Here is an 18,322-nt window from a genome sequence, read left to right as displayed (position 1 = left end):
TGCCCCAAGGCCAGTCGGTTCGAACCCGTTTCGCGAGGGCAAGCGTCTGACGCGCGGTGCACGCCGGCTCGCCCCGGCGAAGTTGGACCCCTTCTTGCTATAGCTTCGGCAGGGCGCGTATTGCGTCAATTCTTTGTTCTGCTCTACCGGGGGCTACGTTGGATCGCACTCAACTCATCGGCATCCGCAACGGGATAACAGGCGCGGGCCGCGGCAACCTTGGCGTGCCGCTGCTGTTGCTCGTGATGATGGGCATGATGATGCTGTCGGTGCCGCCGTTCCTTCTGGATCTGCTGTTCACCTTCAACATCGCTCTGTCGATCGTTGTGTTGCTGGTCAGCGTTTATGCGCTGCGCCCGCTGGATTTCGCGGTATTCCCTACGATCTTGCTGGTTGCGACCCTGATGCGTCTGGCATTGAACGTCGCGTCGACGCGGGTGGTACTGATCAACGGTCACGAAGGCGGTTCGGCGGCCGGTCACGTGATCGAAGCCTTCGGTAATGTTGTGATCGGCGGCAACTACGTTGTCGGTATCGTCGTGTTCGCGATCCTGATGATCATCAACTTCGTCGTGGTGACAAAGGGTGCCGGGCGGATTTCCGAAGTCAGCGCGCGCTTTACCCTTGATGCCATGCCCGGCAAGCAGATGGCCATCGACGCCGACCTCAACGCCGGCCTGATCGACCAGTCCGAGGCCAAGCTGCGCCGTGTCGAAGTGGCGTCTGAAGCGGACTTCTATGGCTCGATGGACGGTGCGAGCAAGTTCGTGCGCGGTGACGCCATCGCGGGTTTGCTGATCCTGTTCATCAACCTGATCGGCGGCGTCGGTATCGGCATGGCGCAGCACGGCATGAGCTTCAGCGAAGCCGGCCAGGTGTACGCGCTGCTGACCATCGGTGACGGCCTCGTCGCGCAGATCCCCTCGCTCCTGCTTTCCACTGCCGCCGCCATTATGGTGACGCGCGTCACCAGCTCGGAAGACATGGGCCAGCAGGTCAACCGGCAGATGTTCGCCTCGCCCAAGGCCCTGGCCGTGTCGGCGGGCATCATGATTGCCATGGGCCTGGTGCCCGGCATGCCGCATATGTCCTTCCTTGGTCTCGGTGCGGTGGCTGCTGGCGGCGCGTACTGGATCTGGCATCGTCAGAAGCAGGTCAAGCAACACGCTGAGCAAGAGGTTCAGAAACAGCAGGAATTGCTTCCCGCGCAGCGCACCGCCGAAACCAAAGAGCTGGGCTGGGACGACGTAACCCCCGTGGATATGGTGGGCCTGGAGGTGGGCTACCGATTGATTCCGCTGGTCGATCGCAACCAGGGTGGCCAGTTGCTGGCGCGGATCAAGGGCGTTCGTAAGAAGCTGTCTCAGGATCTCGGGTTCCTGATGCCGTCGGTGCACATCCGCGACAACCTTGACCTGTTGCCGAACGCCTATCGGTTGACGCTCATGGGCGTCAGTCTGGCTGAAGCCGAGGTGTATCCGGATCGCGAGTTGGCAATCAACCCGGGACAGGTGTTCGGGCCTCTGAACGGCATCGCCGCCAAAGATCCGGCCTTTGGCCTGGAGGCGGTATGGATCGAGGCCAGTCAACGTGATCAAGCGCAATCGCTGGGCTACACGGTCGTGGATGCCAGCACCGTGGTTGCGACGCATCTTAATCAGGTCTTGCACAAGCATGCGCACGAGCTCCTCGGTCATGAGGAGGTTCAACAGCTGATGCAGCTTCTCGCGAAGAGCTCGCCGAAGCTGGCTGAAGAGCTGGTGCCGGGGATGATTTCACTGTCGACGCTGCTCAAGGTGCTTCAGGCGCTGCTGCAGGAGCAGGTACCGGTTCGGGACATTCGAACCATCGCCGAGGCCATCGCGAATGTCGCAGCCAAGAGTCAAGATCCCGCCGCGATGGTGGCGGCGGTGCGGGTCGCGTTGTCCCGTGCCATTGTGCAAAACGTTGTAGGGCTTGAGCCGCAGCTGCCTGTGATCACCCTTGAGCCCAGGTTGGAACAGATATTGCTAAACAGTCTGCAGAAGGCTGGACAGGGCTCGGAAGATGGCATTCTCCTCGAGCCAGGAATGGCCGAAAAATTGCAAAGGTCTCTGGTAGAAGCGGCACAGCGTCAAGAAATGATGGGTAAGCCAGCGATTCTGCTGGTGGCAGGTCCGGTCCGCGCGATGCTGTCGCGCTTCGCCCGACTCGCCGTACCGAACATTCATGTGCTGGCCTATCAGGAAATACCGGATAACAAGCAAGTCACCATCGTTTCAACGGTGGGCCAGAATTAATCGAGGGTACAGGCCATGCAGGTCAAACGTTTCTTCGCAGCCGACATGCGGATCGCCATGAAAATGATCCGTGACGAACTGGGCGCCGATGCGGTGATCACGGGAAACCGTCGGGTCGCTGGCGGCGTCGAGCTGACCGCTGTGCTTGATTACCCGATGGAGCCAGCAGCCCCGAAGCAGCCGAATGCGGCGCTCGAAGCCGAGCTGCGCAAGACTCAGGCACGCATCGCCAGTGCTCACGCCGAGCTGCAAGCGCCGTCGCGCCATCCGGCCGGACAGGACCGTCAACTGCATGCCGAGAAACCTGCCGCGCCCGCACAGTCGAAGCCGGTTGCCGCTCCTGCCGCGTCGGATTCCCGAGCAATGGAGGCCATGCAATCGGAGCTCCAGGGGTTGCGCGAGCTGATCGAGGTGCAACTCGGATCGCTTGCCTGGGGACACGAGCAGAGCCGCCGTCCGCAGCAAGCCAGCCTCTGGCGTCGTCTGCAGCGCATCGGCCTGCCGGCAGACCTGTCTCGCGCCCTGCTTGAAAAAGTATCGGCCGTGACCGAGCCGCGCCAGGCGTGGCGTATGGTACTGGCGCACCTGGCGCAATCGATCAAGGTTACCAAGACCGAGCCGCTGGAAGAGGGTGGGATCATCGCGTTGGTTGGCCCTGCCGGTGCCGGCAAAACCACTACACTCGCCAAGCTCGCGGCCCGTTATGTGCTCAAGCACGGCCCTCAGAGCATCGCCCTGGCAAGCATGGACAACTATCGTATCGGCGCACAGGAGCAGCTGAATACACTGGGCCGCATCCTCAACGTGCCGGTCATCCAGATCGACCCAAGCCAGCCGCTGAGCAAAAGTCTCGCCCCTCTGGCCCGCAAGCGTCTGATTCTTATCGACACGGCTGGCCTGCCTGCCGGTGACCCGATGATGCGTGCGCAGCTCGAGGCGCTGGCCGATCGCGGTATCAAGTCGAAGAATTACCTGGTCTTGCCGGCGACCAGCCAGAGCCAGGTGCTCAAGGCGACCTGGCATCATTACCGCGGTTGCGGGCTGGCTGGCTGCATTCTGACTAAACTGGATGAGGCCGGGAGCCTGGGTGATGTGCTGGGTCTTACCATCAGCCAGCATCTGCCCATCGCCTACCTCGCCGACGGGCCGCGCATCCCTGAAGATCTGCATCTGCCGCGCAGCCATCAACTGGTGAGCCGAGCGGTGAGCTTGCAGACCCAGGAAGATCCCAGCGAGGAAACCATGGCTGATATGTTCTCGGGTCTGTACAACGCATCTTCACGGAGGGTCGGATGAACGCTTTGCTCCGTGACGCACACCAAGTAGACGCGTTCTGGCTGAACGCATCGATGGCCCTAGGGCTCCAGAAAGAGATAGGCGTTTGAACATGGGTATTCATCCCGTACAGGTTATTGCGGTGACTGGCGGCAAAGGTGGCGTCGGCAAGACCAACGTGTCGGTCAATCTGTCGCTGGCCCTGGCTGAGCTCGGTCGCCGGGTGGTGCTGCTTGATGCCGACCTTGGTTTGGCCAACGTGGACGTGCTGCTGGGGTTGACCACCAAGCGCACGCTGGCTGATGTCATCGCCGGGGAATGCGATTTGCGTGACGTGATGATTCAGGGACCGGGCGGTATTCGCGTCGTGCCCGCGGCATCCGGTACGCAGAGCATGGTGCAGCTCTCTTCGCTGCAGCATTCGGGGCTGATTCAGGCCTTCAGCGACATCGGCAACGACATCGATGTGCTGATCATCGACACGGCCGCCGGTATTGGCGACGGCGTAGTGAGCTTCGTGCGCGCGGCGCAGGAAGTCCTGCTGGTGGTGACTGACGAGCCCACCTCAATCACCGATGCTTACGCATTGATCAAGTTGCTCAACCGCGACTATGGCATCAGCCGTTTTCGGGTCCTGGCAAACATGGCACACGCGCCGCAGGAAGGCCGCAACCTGTTCGCCAAGCTGACCAAAGTCACCGAGCGATTTCTCGACGTGGCGTTGCAATATGTCGGCGCGATTCCTTACGACGAAGCGGTGCGCAAGGCGGTACAGAAGCAGCGCGCCGTGTACGAAGCCTATCCGCGAGCCAAGTGCTCATTGGCATTCAAGGCCATCGCGCAGAAGGTGGACAGCTGGCCGCTGCCCGCATCGCCACGTGGTCATTTGGAATTCTTTGTGGAGCGCCTCGTCAGGCCCGCCGCAGAGCCTCACGAATAACAAGCGGCTGGGTTCAGTATGTATTACAGCAAAGCTCACGCTAAAGACTCGCAATATCAGCTCATCGACCAATACGCGCCGTTAGTCAAACGCATCGCCTATCACCTCCTGGCGCGTTTGCCGGCGAGCGTGCAGGTCGATGATCTGATGCAGGCCGGGATGATCGGCTTGCTGGAAGCGTCAAAAAAATACGACGCAGGCAAGGGCGCCAGTTTCGAGACCTATGCCGGTATCCGCATCCGCGGCGCGATGCTTGACGAGGTGCGCAAGGGCGATTGGGCGCCGCGTTCGGTGCATCGCAATTCGCGGATGGTCAGTGAGGCGATTCGGGCAATTGAAGCCAGAACCGGTCGCGACGCTAAAGATCAGGACGTTGCGGCCGAACTTAAATTGAGTCTCGATGAGTACTACGGCATTCTGGGCGACACCTTGGGTAGCCGTTTGTTCAGTTTTGATGATCTGCTTCAGGAAGGTGAGCACGGCGAGTTCGAGGAAGATGCGGCAAGCACTCATCCGGAGCCGTTTCGCGATCTCGAAGATGAGCGATTCCAACAGGCGCTGGCCGAGGCCATTGGCAACTTGCCTGAGCGTGAAAAGCTGGTGCTTTCGCTGTATTACGACGAAGAGTTGAATTTGAAGGAAATAGGCCAGGTGCTAGGTGTGAGCGAATCGCGGGTGAGTCAGCTGCACAGTCAGTGCGCGGCACGTCTGCGGGCTCGCCTGGGTGAATGGCGCGCTCGTTAACGGCAGGTCGGCAATAAAGTATTAGACCGCTTACGCGCTTCATTCGTGAAGCCCGCAACAGACCGTGAGCAGGTTCTGAGATTCGTGATTTACGGAGGTGTACTTGGACAAGAACATGAAAATCCTCATCGTCGACGACTTTTCGACCATGAGACGGATCATCAAGAACCTTTTGCGTGATCTGGGATTTACCAACACCGCCGAAGCGGATGATGGCACCACTGCCTTGCCGATGTTGAAAAGCGGTAGCTTCGATTTCCTCGTTACAGACTGGAACATGCCTGGCATGAGCGGTATCGACTTGCTGCGCGCCGTGCGTGCCGACGAACGTCTGAAGCACCTGCCTGTGTTGATGGTGACCGCCGAAGCAAAGCGCGATCAGATCATCGAGGCCGCGCAGGCCGGGGTAAACGGTTACGTCGTCAAGCCATTCACGGCTCAAGTGCTCAAAGAGAAGATTGAAAAGATCTTCGAGCGCGTCAACGGCTGAAGCAGTAACGCCGCGAGGGCACTATGACGCAAGCAGACCAAAGCCTGGCAGAGTTCGAAGCAACTCTGAAGGCTCATGCACCCCAATTAATTGAAAGTCTGCAACAGGGCCGCTTCGACGAAGCCACGCAGATGTTCAACGAGCTCAATCAGGCGCGTAATCACGGGCTCTATCTCGAAGTTGGCAAGCTCACCCGCGAATTGCACAACGCCATCGTCAAGCTTGAAATGGATACCTGCGCGACAGGTGGTGATCCATCGCCAATTACCGATGCGACCGATCGCCTTTCCTACGTCGTGGAGATGACCGAAAAAGCGGCCAACCGCACCATGGATCTGGTGGAAGAATCAGCGCCGTTGGTGAACTACGTCAGCTACGAAGCGCAGAGCTTGACCGCCGATTGGCAGCGCTTCATGCGCCGCGAAATGAACGCTGAGCAGTTCCGTGAGTTGGTCAAGCGAATCGATCAGTTTCTTCAGCGCAGCATGAACGATGGCAGCCAGCTCTCTCAGAATCTAAGCGAGATCATGCTGGCTCAGGATTTTCAGGACCTGACCGGACAAGTCATCAAACGCGTCACGCGCCTGATCACCGAACTCGAAAGCAACCTGCTCAATCTTGTTCTGATGGCGGGGCAAGTTGATCGCGTCGCCGGCATTCAGCATGACCGCGACGCCATGCGCGCCGAGCAGGAAAAGAAAAAACAAGAAAAAGAGCCTTCCCATGGTGAAGGTCCGCAGATGCATGCCGATATACGTGAGGATGTCGTATCCGGGCAGGACGATGTCGATGATCTGCTTTCGAGCCTGGGCTTTTAGGGGAAGGTGAATATGAGCTTCGACGCCGATGAAGAAATCCTCCAGGACTTCCTGGTTGAGGCCGGCGAGATTCTCGAACTATTGTCAGAGCAACTGGTGGAGCTGGAAAGCAGCCCCGACGACGCCGCGTTGCTCAATGCGATTTTTCGCGGTTTCCACACGGTAAAAGGCGGTGCCGGTTTCCTCCAGCTGCATGAGCTGGTCGAGTGCTGCCACATCGCGGAAAACGTCTTCGACATCCTGCGTAAGGGTGAGCGTCGCGTCGATTCGGAATTGATGGACGTCGTGCTCCAGGCACTGGACTCCGTCAACGAAATGTTTACGCAGGTGCGAGAGCGCACCGCCGTAACCCCTGCGACCCCTGAGCTGCTGGCCGCGCTGACGCGTTTGGCCGAGCCGGCCGGCGCGCATGAGTTGCCGGTCGAGGCAGCACCAGAGCCGGAGCCTGAGATCACGACTGCCGACAACGAGTTCGAGCAATTCCTTGGCGCGTTGGAGCAGCCGGCTGAATCCGCACCTGCCCAGGCCGGTGACGAAATCACCGACGAAGAATTCGAGTCGTTGCTTGATCAGCTTCATGGCAAAGGGGCTTTCGCTGCCGAGCCCGTAGTCACACCGATCCCCGACGCAGCTAAGGCGCCGGTGAGTGACGAGATTACCGACGACGAATTCGAGGCGCTGCTCGATCAGTTGCATGGCAAAGGCCAGTTTGCTGAGCCGGCGGCGGCTGCGCCTGCCGAAAGCGCTAAGGCTGATGCCAAACCCGCCGCGGCGGGTGGCGATGAAATCACCGATGACGAGTTCGAAGCGCTGCTCGATCAATTGCACGGCAAGGGTAAGTTCGAGGCAGACGCCGCACCGTCGGCAACTGCGGCCGCTCCGGCTGCAAAGCCTGTCCCCGCGGCGCCTGCTGCGAAGAAGGACGCACCTGCGAAGCCGGTAGCGGCACCTGTGCCCAAGCCCGCAGCGGCGCCGGCGAAGGCGGACGTTTCGACCAAAGCCGCCCCGGCGCCTGAGAAACCGGCGAGTGAAGCCGAGACCACCGTACGGGTCGATACCGCACGGCTCGACGAAATCATGAACATGGTCGGCGAACTGGTGCTGGTGCGTAACCGTTTGGTACGCCTGGGCTCCAACAGCGCGGACGAAGCCATGGCCAAAGCCGTGTCCAATCTGGATGTGGTGACGGCTGATCTGCAGAGCGCTGTGATGAAAACGCGCATGCAGCCCATCAAGAAGGTATTCGGCCGTTTCCCGCGCCTGGTTCGTGATCTGGCTCGGAGCCTCAAAAAAGAAATCAACCTGGAGCTGGTTGGCGAAGAGACCGATCTGGACAAGAACCTTGTCGAGGCGCTCGCCGATCCGTTGGTGCACTTGGTGCGCAACGCGGTCGATCACGGCATTGAAACGCCGGAAGAGCGTGAGGCCGCCGGCAAGCCGCGTACTGGCAAGGTGGTGCTGTCGGCCGAGCAGGAAGGGGACCACATTCTGCTGCTCATCACCGATGACGGCAAAGGAATGGACGCCGACGTGCTGCGTGCCAAGGCGGTAGAGAAGGGCTTGCTCGACAGAGATGCAGCCGACCGTCTGAACGATCTGGAATGCTACAACCTGATTTTCGCGCCGGGCTTCTCCACCAAATCGGAAATTTCCGACGTCTCAGGCCGCGGTGTGGGCATGGACGTGGTCAAGACCAAGATCTCGCAGCTCAATGGCACGGTTAACGTGTTTTCCAGCAAGGGCCAGGGCTCCCGTGTCGTCATCAAGGTGCCGTTGACGCTGGCAATCATGCCAACGCTAATGGTGATGCTGGGCAACCAGGCGTTTGCGTTCCCGCTGGTCAGCGTCAACGAAATATTCCACCTCGACCTTTCACGTACCAACGTGGTTGACGGTCAGGAAGTGGTGATCGTGCGCGACAAGGCACTGCCGCTGTTCTATCTCAAGCGTTGGCTGGTGCGCGGTGCCGAGCACGAGGAGCAACGTGAAGGGCATGTGGTGATCCTGAATGTCGGCAACCAGAGCATCGGTTTTGTCGTCGATCAGTTGGTCGGGCAGGAAGAAGTGGTGATCAAGCCGTTGGGCAAGATGCTGCAAGGCACTCCGGGCATGTCCGGCGCGACAATCACCGGCGATGGTCGTATCGCCTTGATCCTCGATGTTCCGAGCATGCTCAAGCGTTACGCGCGTCGGATCTGATCAGCCGGCAGCGGCCCATACGGACCGCTGCCACTAGGAGTGTTTTATGGCAGTAAAAGTCCTGGTGGTGGACGATTCCGGTTTTTTCCGTCGTCGGGTATCGGAGATCCTTTCGGCAGATTCGAATATCCAGGTAATCGGAACCGCAACCAACGGGCGCGAAGCCATCGACAAGGCGCTGGCGTTGAAACCCGACGTCATCACCATGGATTACGAGATGCCGATGATGGACGGCATCACTGCCGTCCGGCAGATCATGCAGCGTTGCCCGACGCCTGTGCTGATGTTCTCTTCGCTTACGCACGAAGGCGCTCGCGTCACGCTGGACGCTCTGGACGCCGGGGCGGTGGATTTTCTTCCGAAGAATTTCGAAGACATTTCGCGCAACCCGGACAAGGTCAAGCAACTGCTATGCGAGAAGATCCATACGATTTCGCGCAGCAACCGTCGCTATAGCGGCAACGCCAGCGAGCCGGCCCCTGCAACGCCCGCAGTGCGCAGTCATTCCACTTCGGCGGGTTTGGCCTCCTCGACGCCGCGTACTGCGCCAGTACATGCGCATGCGCCGGCTCCGCGTCGTAAGTCGTATCGGTTGGTAGCGATTGGCACGTCCACCGGTGGCCCAGTAGCGCTGCAGCGTGTGCTGACCCAACTTCCCGCCAGTTTTCCTGCGCCGATCGTACTGATTCAACACATGCCCGCGGCCTTCACCAAGGCATTTGCCGAACGGCTGGACAAGCTGTGCAACATCCGCGTCAAGGAAGCCGAAGACGGTGACCTGCTGCGTCCCGGCCTGGCCTTGCTAGCGCCGGGCGGCAAGCAAATGATGGTCGACGGTCGTGGCTCGGTGCGCATTCTCCCCGGCGATGAACGACTCAACTACCGACCTTGTGTGGACGTCACATTTGGGTCTGCCGCCAAGGCCTATGGCGACAAGGTATTGGCGGTTGTGCTGACCGGTATGGGCGCTGACGGCCGTGAAGGTGCGCGAATGCTGAAGCAGAGCGGCAGCCAGGTCTGGGCGCAAGATGAGGCGAGCTGCGTGATTTATGGCATGCCGATGGCGATCGTGAAAGCCAACCTCAGCGATGCGGTGTACGGCCTCGATGACATCGGGCGGCATTTGAGCGAGGCGTGCCTCTGATGGATGTGCTCAGCCTCATCGGGCTGGTTCTTGCGTTTGTTGCCATCGTGGGTGGCAACTTTCTTGAGGGCGGCCACGTCTCGGCACTGCTCAACGGTCCGGCAGCCCTAATCGTGCTGGGCGGTACCTTGGGCGCGGTGTTACTGCAGACGCCGATGGCGGTGTTCATGCGCGCGATGTCCGTGGTCGGCTGGATTTTCTTTCCTCCGCGTGTCGACATGGCGGGTGGCATCAGCCTGGTTACGGGGTGGAGCGCGACGGCACGTAAAGAAGGATTGCTGGGGCTCGAGCCGATTGCAGAAACCGAGCCCGATCCCTATGCCCGCAAAGGGTTGCAGCTGCTGGTCGATGGTGCCGAGCCCGAAGTGATCCGCAGTATTCTCGAGGTGGATCTGTATACGCAGGAAACCCGTGATCTCCGTGCCGCCAAGGTGTTCGAGAGCATGGGAGGGTACTCCCCGACGGTCGGCATCATTGGTGCGGTGATGGGGTTGATTCATGTGATGGGCAACCTCGCCGACCCGAGCCAGCTGGGCAGCGGTATCGCCGTCGCCTTCGTCGCCACTATTTATGGTGTGGCCTTTGCCAACCTGCTGGTGTTGCCGATGGGTAACAAGCTCAAAAGCGTTGTGCAGAAGCAAACTGCCTATCGCGAAATGCTGCTCGAAGGTGTCCTGTCGATCGCCGAAGGTGAGAACCCGCGGTCGATCGAAATGAAGCTTCAAGGCTTTATGGATTGATCGGCTAGGTGCCGACGGTGCGCAGCCCGCACCGTCAAAACGGAATGAACATGGCAAACGCTCACACCACAGTTCCAGCCTGCGCTAACGACGTCGTGACGGCTTGCCTCAGAGCGGTGTCCGTCGGCGATCGGTCATTGCCTGGAGCTGCCTGATCATGGGTCGCCGCCGTACACACGAAGAGCCGGAGAACCACGAGCGCTGGCTGGTTTCATACGCGGACTTCATTACGCTGCTGTTTGCCTTCTTCGTGGTGATGTATTCGATCTCATCGCTCAACGAAGGCAAGTACAAGATTCTTTCTGACTCACTGGTCGGCGTGTTCAATCAGGCCGACCGTGCCGTTAAACCGATCCCGATTGGTGAGGAGCGACCCCGTACTACGCAGCCCGACGTCTCGCAGGTAGACGAACCGCAATCATCGCCGCAGCCGATCGATCCGCTGGAAAGCATCATGCACAGCATGCAGGAAGCGTTCGCCGATCTGATCGACGCAAAGCAGCTGACCTTGCGTGGCAACGAGCTTTGGATAGAGATCGAGCTGAACTCGAGCCTTCTGTTCCCCAGCGGGGACGCGTTACCGAACGACCATGCCTTCGATCTGTTGGAGAAGGTTGCCAGGATTCTGGCGCCTTTCGATAACCCGATTCACGTCGAAGGGTTCACGGACAACCTTCCGATCCGTACGGATAAATACCCCACGAACTGGGAGCTTTCTGCCGCACGTGCCGGCAGTGTTGTGCGGATGTTGGCCGCGGACGGCGTCGACCCGTCACGCCTGGCGGCCGTGGGTTACGGGGAGTTTCAGCCTATCGCTGATAACACCACGGCGGAGGGGAGGGCACGCAACCGTCGGGTGATTTTGGTGATCTCGCGCAATCTCGACGTACGCCGCAGCGTCAGCGGTGTGGGCAGCGGCAATGCCCGTGCTGCCGGAGCGAATCTGCACTCTGGCACACAACCTGCTAGTCCTTAGAAACGTCAGGTGCCGCTATCGGCGTCGTCAATTCACCGTCGTCGGCCGCGCCGTCACGGCCGTTCCCGGTCTGCTTCGATCCGGATGGAAAGAGAGTTATGAGAGTCTGGGCTGTAGCTAATCAAAAAGGCGGCGTGGGTAAAACCACCACGTCCATCGCGCTTGCGGGGTTGCTGGCCGATTCCGGCAAACGGGTCGTCGCAGTGGATCTCGATCCCCACGGATCGATGACCAGCTATTTCGGTCATGATCCGGATAACCTCGAGCACAGCGTCTTCGATCTGTTTCAGCATCAGGGCTCCGTTCCGGAAGGTCTGCCCTGGCAGCTGTTGTTGCCTACCAGTCACGAACGTCTTTCTCTGCTGCCGTCGAGCCCAGTGTTGGCGACGCTGGAGCGTCAATCCCCCGGGCAGAATGGCCTCGGTCTGGTGATTGCCAAAAGCCTTTCACAGCTCTGGCAGGATTTCGATTACGCCATCATCGACAGCCCGCCGTTGCTCGGCGTATTGATGGTCAACGCGCTAGCCGCCAGCCAGCAGCTGGTCATTCCGGTCCAGACTGAGTTTCTGGCAATGAAGGGCCTGGAGCGGATGGTCAGCACGCTTGCGATGATCAATCGCTCACGTAAGCAAGCGCTGCCGTACACCATCGTCCCGACCATGTTCGACAGGCGTACCCAGGCGTCTATGAGTACGCTGAAAGTCCTTCGTCACGGCTACCAGGCCAATCTCTGGCAGGCCTTCATACCCATCGACACGCGCTTGCGTGACGCCAGTCGGGCGGGTGTCACGCCTTCGCAGCATGACCCCAATGGTAGAGCTGTACTGGCCTACCGCGCGCTGCTCAAAACACTGCTCGCTGCGCAAGCTGCTCCGCAGGTGGCCTGATGTCGACATACGGGCACCTAAGCGGTTCAAGTTCGCCGTGGTTGCGGCCGATAGCCTACCCAGTTGGTTCGCACGAGTTGGATCCATGAGCCGTACCCTTCTTAAAGAAAGCCGTTCGCAACAGACGCTACAGTCCTATCTCGATGCACTCTTGCAGGATGCGGTTATGGAGCTGACCGACTCGGTCAGCCATGACGAATTCCAGGCTGCGGTACTGGAAGAGCAGCAGCGTGACGTTCTGCGGGTGGTTCCGCTGCGACCGGTTGTACTGCCCGAGCCCGAACTGATAGTCGCCCCCATCGTGGCGGAGCCAGAGGCATTGCTCGAGCTGCCGCCCGAAGCGCCGGTCGAGCCGTTGCCTGAGCCTGTGCGCGTCGAGCCGATTGCCAATTTCGAGTCGCAAGCTCAGACGCCTGGTGGCCCACCAGCGCAGCGGAACGACCAGCCGAAGTGGGGCGAGGAACCGTTCGAATGTCTGCTGTTTGACGTCGCGGGCCTGACGCTTGCGGTGCCGCTGGTCAGTCTGGGTTCGATCTACCCGCTGGCAGGACAGGAGCTGACACCGCTGTTCGGCCAGCCCGCGTGGTTTCTCGGCATCTTGCCGAGCCAGGCCGGTAATCTGAAGGTGCTGGATACTGCGCGCTGGGTCATGGCTGAGCGCTATCGCGACGATTTTCGCGAGGGTCTGCAGTATGTGATCTCGGTACAGGGATACGAGTGGGGGTTGGCCGTGCACCAGGTCAGTCGTTCGATTCGCCTGGATCCGAAGGAAGTCAAATGGCGCTCGCAGCGTACCCAGCGACCCTGGCTAGCCGGGACGGTCATCGATCATATGTGCGCGCTGGTGGATGTTGCCGCGCTTGCCGAGCTGATAGCCAGCGGCGGAACTCGCCATCTCAAGGGCATCCCGTCGTAAGCGAACTGAACAAAACTTAGGGCGCGCATAAGCGCGCCGTGTAATCGATAGAATCAACCGCCACAGCGGTACATGAAGAGGTGGGGCTATGAAGATGACTTCCGCACAGGGTTCCGATGATCCGGTCCTGCAGTGGGTAACCTTCCGTCTGGATAACGAGACCTATGGCATCAACGTGATGCAGGTTCAGGAAGTGTTGCGCTATACCGAAATCGCACCGGTGCCAGGCGCGCCGAGCTACGTTCTCGGCATCATCAATCTGCGCGGCAACGTTGTCACGGTGATCGATACGCGCCAGCGTTTCGGCCTTGAAACCGCACCGGTGTCCGACAACACCCGCATCGTGATCATCGAGGCGGACCGTCAGGTGGTTGGCATTCTGGTCGACAGCGTCGCTGAGGTGGTTTACTTGCGTCAGTCCGAGATCGAAACCGCACCCAACGTCGGAAACGACGAGTCGGCGAAGTTCATCCAGGGCGTTTGCAACAAGAACAACGAGCTGCTGATTCTGGTCGAGCTGGACAAGATGATGAGCGAAGAAGAATGGGCGGAACTTGAGAGTATCTGATAGATGATCGAGTCGCTGGTGGCGGCGGTCGTTGCGCTTGCGCTGTGTTGCCTGGCGTTGCTGGGCTGCTGCATTTGGCTGTTCAGACGCCAGCGACAGCAGGCTCAGCTGCAAGCGCTTGATAACGCGGCCCGTGATCAGCGCATCAAGGAGCTCAGCTCTCGATTGAACAGCTACCTGGAGGGCAGCGTGCGCATGGGCCAGGAATTGCGCGACCTGTCGCGCATCGTGGCACCGCTGCCAGAACAGCTCAGTCAGCTGGAACAGCGCGATCCGAACAACTTCTCCTTCACTCAAGCCGCAAAGCTGGTCGGCATGGGTGCCAGCGTGGATGACTTGACCCAATCTTGCGGCCTGTCTCAGTCCGAAGCCGAGCTAGTACGCAAATTGCACCAGGCCAGGCGAAACCCCAGCTAACGAACCGCAAATCGACACTGTTTTCGGTTCGAATCTTTGTGATGCAAGTCCGGCCGTCCGGCCGTGGCACTGAACGATCTCATCTTTGCTTCCTCCAAGTTGGACAGAGCTTCGCCATGTCTGGCGTAGGCTTGGGCCCGACGCCGGGCGAGGAGGATGTGATGCTGCGCATTCTGATGTTGTGCCTGCTGGTGAGCCCACCCTGGCTCAATGCAGCAGAGGCACCCGCCGAGGTCGAAGGTGCGATGACCATCGACGTGTACCAGGCCAGGCAACTTCATGAGCTTGGTGCGGTGTTCGTCGATGTTCGACCGAGCCGGGAGTGGAGCTGGGGACATATCGAGGGCGCGGTGCATATGGATCTTGCACGCGAATTCTTCGGCCTCTCTCAGACTGAATGGCCCAGAACCGTACCGTTGGTAGTGTATTGCGACAGCGAGGTCTGCCCAGCCAGTGCCGAGGCGGTTCGTCTGGCAGTGGAGTGGGGCTACGAACAGGTGTTCTATTTCCGCGAAGGCTACTTTGCCTGGATGCTGGCAGATTTTCCGCTGGACAAGGGCCGGTTTAACGGGGTTACGACCCTTAATGCTCAGGCCCACTGATACGCGGTATGGCAGTTCCCTCCTGTGACGCCGCAAAGCCCGGCGGGCACTTGCCTTTGAGATACCACGCGAACGCAATGATTTCGGCGATGGTGCGGTAGAGCGCTTCGGGAATGGCATCGCCCAGTTCCAGGCGAGCCAGCAGTTTCACCAATTCGGCATTTTCGTAAATCGGTACGTCGTGCTCCCGGGCAATCGCCAGTATCGCTTCCGCCAACTCATCGTCGCCTTTGGCTGAGAGGGTCGGTGTGTTCGCGCCGTCGTAGGTCAGCGCGATCGCTTGACGCGGTGTACTAGCAGTCATGCGGTTTCGTCCACGAAACGTTGATCCAATGATGTCCGCGGCCCCTGTGGCGGCGTCCCCTGTCGGCAGGCCAATTCACCGACATTCAGCCCGGCCGTAACTAGGCGCTGTCGCAGATGATCCAGTTCCGCTGCAATCAGCTCGGCGGTTCCGCTGCGCTCTGCCCATATCTGGCTGGACAGGCTGCCCTGAGCCAGCTGCGCCTGGACCTGTAGCGGGCCGAGTGGGGCCACATCGAACGCAAGTTCGACTTTCCACAACGTTTCCTGCTTGTCCTTGCGGTTTTGTGGCTGTTCGTCTTCGCGCTGAAATTTCACCTGCAGTGGAACGATATCGCGGTGGTCACGCATAGGCACTTCGATCTGCCAGGTCGTAACTTGCGTGCCGTCCGGGCTGGTCTGGGTTTGCGCTAGGCTCGACAGCTGATGCGTCTGCAACCTGGATACTGCGGCGGCGGCCAGTTTCAGTATCAATTCCAAGTCAGTCTCATCCTCGGCGTTTGGTGCAGAGCGGCTTGGCAACGGAAAGCTCTGTGCGAGGTGGCGGACGTTTGGTTGCCCCAGCGCACCCAATGCATTGCGGGCAAACGCTGGCAATGCCTGGCCCAGCGCTGCACCCGCCTGTGCGGCAGCGAGTGCCCCACCGCCCGGTTGCCCGGGCAGCTGAGCAATCAGGCGGAGCAGGGCGGCTTTCATATCCGTGGGCAAACTGCCCGCCTGGCTGCTGAGCAAGCCTGATTCGAGAAACACACCACTGCGTGCCAGGGCCTGACTCAAGGTCTTTGAATCGCTGAGCTGTTGCATGTCGGGGACCAGGCCGAGTAAACGCTCCGCGGCGCCTCGCAATTGCTCCGGCAACGCCGAAGGAGATCCGAGCGCGCCAAACAACGCTTCGAATGACCCTTGACGACTATGCTGTGCGGTCAACTGCTGGCCCAGCACCAGCTGATCGAGGCGCCCACTCAGTGGCATGAACGACAGTGATTGGTCGCTCTGGACGCGGGCTGTTATGAGGCTGCCGGGCGCGAGCGGCATGGTGGATTCAACGTTCAGCTTCTGGCCCGCCAGCGGCGAATTGAGCAGTGTGATAACCACATTGAACAGGCTTTTGCCTGGCTGCTGTGTCTGCTGGCTGGCCGTTACCTTGCCCTGCACGACCGTGCCTATTGGAAGCTGACCGAGGTCTATGATGTTCTGCGGCTGACGGTTGCCCGGCTGCAGAGCGGCAATCAGGCGCGTGTCGGAAAGGGCAGTGACGAGCATGGCCGCTCCCGGCTGGGCGGTTTTGGGGCTGCTGGTCTCGACGACCGCCTGTCGGCCGTTGTTGAGCGTCAGGCGCAGCGTCAACTGGAACGTCTGCAGCGCCTCCTTGATGCTGATGACCTCAGCGTCTGCGCTTTCTCCTGCAACCAATAACCCCTGCATAGGCTGCAGCAATTTCAGCGCCATTTCGGCGGAGCTCGCGAGGGGGCGAGCAGGGCCGGAGGCGGGCATTGCCTGGGTACTTTTGATCTCGGTCATCTTACTTAAATGCTCTTACAACCTTTCACCGTTGTGCCCTTTGGTACAGGGGCTCGGCATGTATAATTCCGGCCGCCAAGCTGCCATTGATATAGCGGCCGGGCCCCTTTCATCTTGAGGTAGTCCTAGCGTGCCCAGTCCCTTTCTAGAAGCTGTAGCGCTTTCCTGTGAGCGGGACTGGCGTCTTCTGTTTGAGAGGTTAGACCTGCAGATCGCCCAAGGGGAAATGTTGCAGATCACCGGCCCCAACGGCAGCGGCAAGACCAGCCTGTTGCGCTTGCTATCCGGGCTGATGCAGCCAACCGCCGGGAAGGTGCTCCTGAATGGGCAGGACCTCGAGCGTCAGCGCGGCGAGCTGGCCCGCAATCTGTTGTGGATCGGTCATGCCGCGGGCATCAAGGGGCTGCTGACCGCCGAGGAAAACCTCACGTGGCTCTGTGCTCTGCATCAGCCTGCGTCCCGCGATGCGATCTGGCAAGCGCTGGATTCCGTGGGGCTGCGCGGCTTCGAGGATGTGGCCTGCCATACCTTGTCGGCCGGCCAGCAGCGTCGTGTCGGGCTGGCCCGGTTGTACCTCGCACCACCACCCTTATGGATCCTCGACGAGCCCTTTACTGCGCTCGACAAACATGGAGTGGCGCAGCTCGAGCGACACTTGGCGGGGCACTGTGAGCAGGGTGGTTTGGTCGTGCTGACCACGCATCATTTGTTAACAGAGACGCCGGCAGGCTTTCGTGAAATAGATCTGGGGCAGCGAGCCGCATGAGTAACGTGTTTACGCTACTTTTAGCCCGCGAAAGCCGCCTGCTGTTCCGCCGCCCGGCTGAGCTGGCCAACCCGCTGGTGTTCTTCGCCATTGTCATTGCGTTATTCCCACTCGCGGTTGGCCCCGAGTCGCAATTGCTACAAACGATTTCCCCGGGGCTGATCTGGGTGGCGGCATTGCTGGCGGTGTTGCTGTCGTTGGACGGCTTGTTTCGCAGTGATTTCGAGGACGGCTCGCTCGAGCAATGGGTCGTTTCGCCGCACCCTCTTGCGCTTCTGGTGCTCGCCAAGGTGTTGGCACACTGGGTGTTTTCAGGCCTCGCCTTGGTGTTATTGGCGCCACTGTTGGGCCTCATGCTGGGTATGCCGGTGAGCGCCTTGCCGGTGCTGCTGATGGCGCTGCTGCTCGGTACGCCGGTGCTGAGCCTGCTGGGGGCAGTTGGAGCGGCCCTGACCGTCGGGCTCAAGCGCGGCGGCCTGTTGCTGGCACTTTTGATCCTCCCGCTCTATATCCCCGTACTGATTCTCGGGAGCGGGGCACTGCAGGCTGCGTTACAAGGTTTACCTGCGCTCGGTTATCTACTTTGGCTATCCAGCCTGACTGCTCTAGCGGTTACCCTGACACCTTTCGCAATAGCGGCCGGCCTGAAAATCAGTGTTGGCGAATGACGGATTGCACAATGTTTTTATCGAATAACGAAACCTGTGTCGCGGGTGCCAGACAAGCTGCTGCGGCAG

At 60.0% G+C, this 18,322-nt stretch carries 19 protein-coding genes; 17 read left to right on the top strand and 2 right to left on the bottom strand.

From position 1 onward, the window contains the following. Positions 1-158: 158 nt before the first annotated feature. The 15 genes from flhA (at position 159) to K4O48_RS13130 (ending at position 14,995) form a co-directional block, all read left to right on the top strand. Positions 159-2,279: a flagellar biosynthesis protein FlhA gene (gene flhA / locus K4O48_RS13200; RefSeq protein ID WP_222908843.1), complete on the top strand. Its 2,121-nt coding sequence runs from the start codon at positions 159-161 to the stop codon at positions 2,277-2,279. A gap of 15 nt (positions 2,280-2,294) precedes the next feature. Next, positions 2,295-3,575 carry a flagellar biosynthesis protein FlhF gene (gene flhF / locus K4O48_RS13195; RefSeq protein ID WP_222908841.1) on the top strand — a complete coding sequence of 427 codons (1,281 nt, stop codon included), beginning with the start codon at positions 2,295-2,297 and terminating at the stop codon, positions 3,573-3,575. Between the two features lie 91 nt (positions 3,576-3,666). After that, entirely contained in the window at positions 3,667-4,494 is an 828-nt protein-coding gene (fleN, locus tag K4O48_RS13190; protein WP_222908839.1) for a flagellar synthesis regulator FleN, read from the top strand. A gap of 18 nt (positions 4,495-4,512) precedes the next feature. Continuing rightward, positions 4,513-5,238, top strand: a complete 726-nt coding sequence (gene fliA, locus K4O48_RS13185; RefSeq protein ID WP_222908838.1) for an RNA polymerase sigma factor FliA — start codon at positions 4,513-4,515, stop codon at positions 5,236-5,238. 115 nt (positions 5,239-5,353) lie between these two features. After that, positions 5,354-5,728: a chemotaxis response regulator CheY gene (locus tag K4O48_RS13180; protein WP_172830728.1), complete on the top strand. Its 375-nt coding sequence runs from the start codon at positions 5,354-5,356 to the stop codon at positions 5,726-5,728. A gap of 23 nt (positions 5,729-5,751) precedes the next feature. Further along, positions 5,752-6,546 (top strand): protein phosphatase CheZ, encoded by a 795-nt coding sequence (locus tag K4O48_RS13175; RefSeq protein ID WP_222908836.1) that lies wholly within the window; start codon positions 5,752-5,754, stop codon positions 6,544-6,546. A gap of 12 nt (positions 6,547-6,558) precedes the next feature. Further along, positions 6,559-8,745, top strand: a complete 2,187-nt coding sequence (locus tag K4O48_RS13170; RefSeq protein WP_222908834.1) for a chemotaxis protein CheA — start codon at positions 6,559-6,561, stop codon at positions 8,743-8,745. Between the two features lie 46 nt (positions 8,746-8,791). Next, positions 8,792-9,889 (top strand): chemotaxis response regulator protein-glutamate methylesterase, encoded by a 1,098-nt coding sequence (locus tag K4O48_RS13165; RefSeq protein ID WP_222908832.1) that lies wholly within the window; start codon positions 8,792-8,794, stop codon positions 9,887-9,889. Continuing rightward, a complete protein-coding gene (locus K4O48_RS13160; protein WP_222908830.1) occupies positions 9,889-10,629 on the top strand; it encodes a flagellar motor protein in 741 nt (246 codons plus the stop codon). Before K4O48_RS13165 ends, K4O48_RS13160 begins: the two co-directional genes overlap by 1 nt. Before the next feature lie 157 nt (positions 10,630-10,786). Then, the gene (gene motD, locus K4O48_RS13155; RefSeq protein ID WP_222908828.1) at positions 10,787-11,605 is read left to right on the top strand and encodes a flagellar motor protein MotD; all 819 of its coding nucleotides are present in this window, start codon (positions 10,787-10,789) and stop codon (positions 11,603-11,605) included. Positions 11,606-11,703: 98 nt separating this feature from the next. Continuing rightward, positions 11,704-12,492, top strand: coding sequence for a ParA family protein (locus K4O48_RS13150; RefSeq protein ID WP_222908826.1), 789 nt, complete (start codon positions 11,704-11,706; stop codon positions 12,490-12,492). Between the two features lie 85 nt (positions 12,493-12,577). Further along, on the top strand, positions 12,578-13,408 hold the full coding sequence (locus tag K4O48_RS13145) for a CheW domain-containing protein (protein ID WP_222908824.1): 831 nt from the start codon (positions 12,578-12,580) through the stop codon (positions 13,406-13,408). 88 nt (positions 13,409-13,496) lie between these two features. Continuing rightward, positions 13,497-13,976 carry a chemotaxis protein CheW gene (locus K4O48_RS13140; RefSeq protein ID WP_122164264.1) on the top strand — a complete coding sequence of 160 codons (480 nt, stop codon included), beginning with the start codon at positions 13,497-13,499 and terminating at the stop codon, positions 13,974-13,976. A 3-nt stretch (positions 13,977-13,979) separates the two neighbouring features. After that, a complete protein-coding gene (locus tag K4O48_RS13135) occupies positions 13,980-14,393 on the top strand; it encodes a DUF2802 domain-containing protein (protein ID WP_222908823.1) in 414 nt (137 codons plus the stop codon). A gap of 161 nt (positions 14,394-14,554) precedes the next feature. After that, on the top strand, positions 14,555-14,995 hold the full coding sequence (locus K4O48_RS13130; protein ID WP_222912095.1) for a rhodanese-like domain-containing protein: 441 nt from the start codon (positions 14,555-14,557) through the stop codon (positions 14,993-14,995). On the opposite strand, the gene K4O48_RS13125 is transcribed toward K4O48_RS13130, so the two are convergent. After that, on the bottom strand, positions 14,976-15,299 hold the full coding sequence (locus K4O48_RS13125) for an EscU/YscU/HrcU family type III secretion system export apparatus switch protein (protein ID WP_222908821.1): 324 nt from the start codon (positions 15,297-15,299) through the stop codon (positions 14,976-14,978). The two genes, K4O48_RS13130 and K4O48_RS13125, sit on opposite strands and share 20 nt — an antisense overlap. Next, positions 15,296-16,819 carry a flagellar hook-length control protein FliK gene (locus K4O48_RS13120; RefSeq protein WP_222908819.1) on the bottom strand — a complete coding sequence of 508 codons (1,524 nt, stop codon included), beginning with the start codon at positions 16,817-16,819 and terminating at the stop codon, positions 15,296-15,298. Before K4O48_RS13120 ends, K4O48_RS13125 begins: the two co-directional genes overlap by 4 nt. Positions 16,820-16,949: 130 nt before the next feature. Here K4O48_RS13120 and ccmA point away from each other — a divergent pair, with 130 nt between their 5' ends. Together ccmA and ccmB are read left to right on the top strand one after the other, a co-directional pair. Next, on the top strand, positions 16,950-17,585 hold the full coding sequence (gene ccmA, locus K4O48_RS13115; protein ID WP_222908817.1) for a cytochrome c biogenesis heme-transporting ATPase CcmA: 636 nt from the start codon (positions 16,950-16,952) through the stop codon (positions 17,583-17,585). Continuing rightward, positions 17,582-18,253, top strand: coding sequence for a heme exporter protein CcmB (ccmB, locus tag K4O48_RS13110; RefSeq protein ID WP_222908815.1), 672 nt, complete (start codon positions 17,582-17,584; stop codon positions 18,251-18,253). Before ccmA ends, ccmB begins: the two co-directional genes overlap by 4 nt. The last annotated feature ends 69 nt before the right edge of the window (positions 18,254-18,322 follow it).

Source organism: Pseudomonas sp. DNDY-54, assembly GCF_019880365.1.
In the GTDB taxonomy this organism is placed as follows: domain Bacteria; phylum Pseudomonadota; class Gammaproteobacteria; order Pseudomonadales; family Pseudomonadaceae; genus Stutzerimonas; species Stutzerimonas stutzeri_P.
The sequence above is the reverse complement of the archived record's forward strand: the minus strand, read 5'-3'. Positions and strand labels throughout refer to the sequence as shown.

Coding starts and splice junctions, on each gene's coding strand:
- flhF (WP_222908841.1), top strand. CDS start 2,295: ATGCAGGTCAAACGTTTCTTCGCAGCCGACATGCGGATCGCCATGAAA.
- fleN (WP_222908839.1), top strand. CDS start 3,667: ATGGGTATTCATCCCGTACAGGTTATTGCGGTGACTGGCGGCAAAGGT.
- fliA (WP_222908838.1), top strand. CDS start 4,513: ATGTATTACAGCAAAGCTCACGCTAAAGACTCGCAATATCAGCTCATC.
- K4O48_RS13180 (WP_172830728.1), top strand. CDS start 5,354: ATGAAAATCCTCATCGTCGACGACTTTTCGACCATGAGACGGATCATC.
- K4O48_RS13175 (WP_222908836.1), top strand. CDS start 5,752: ATGACGCAAGCAGACCAAAGCCTGGCAGAGTTCGAAGCAACTCTGAAG.
- K4O48_RS13170 (WP_222908834.1), top strand. CDS start 6,559: ATGAGCTTCGACGCCGATGAAGAAATCCTCCAGGACTTCCTGGTTGAG.
- K4O48_RS13165 (WP_222908832.1), top strand. CDS start 8,792: ATGGCAGTAAAAGTCCTGGTGGTGGACGATTCCGGTTTTTTCCGTCGT.
- K4O48_RS13160 (WP_222908830.1), top strand. CDS start 9,889: ATGGATGTGCTCAGCCTCATCGGGCTGGTTCTTGCGTTTGTTGCCATC.
- motD (WP_222908828.1), top strand. CDS start 10,787: ATGGGTCGCCGCCGTACACACGAAGAGCCGGAGAACCACGAGCGCTGG.
- K4O48_RS13150 (WP_222908826.1), top strand. CDS start 11,704: ATGAGAGTCTGGGCTGTAGCTAATCAAAAAGGCGGCGTGGGTAAAACC.
- K4O48_RS13145 (WP_222908824.1), top strand. CDS start 12,578: ATGAGCCGTACCCTTCTTAAAGAAAGCCGTTCGCAACAGACGCTACAG.
- K4O48_RS13140 (WP_122164264.1), top strand. CDS start 13,497: ATGAAGATGACTTCCGCACAGGGTTCCGATGATCCGGTCCTGCAGTGG.
- K4O48_RS13135 (WP_222908823.1), top strand. CDS start 13,980: ATGATCGAGTCGCTGGTGGCGGCGGTCGTTGCGCTTGCGCTGTGTTGC.
- K4O48_RS13130 (WP_222912095.1), top strand. CDS start 14,555: ATGCTGCGCATTCTGATGTTGTGCCTGCTGGTGAGCCCACCCTGGCTC.
- K4O48_RS13125 (WP_222908821.1), bottom strand. CDS start 15,299: ATGACTGCTAGTACACCGCGTCAAGCGATCGCGCTGACCTACGACGGC.
- K4O48_RS13120 (WP_222908819.1), bottom strand. CDS start 16,819: ATGACCGAGATCAAAAGTACCCAGGCAATGCCCGCCTCCGGCCCTGCT.
- ccmB (WP_222908815.1), top strand. CDS start 17,582: ATGAGTAACGTGTTTACGCTACTTTTAGCCCGCGAAAGCCGCCTGCTG.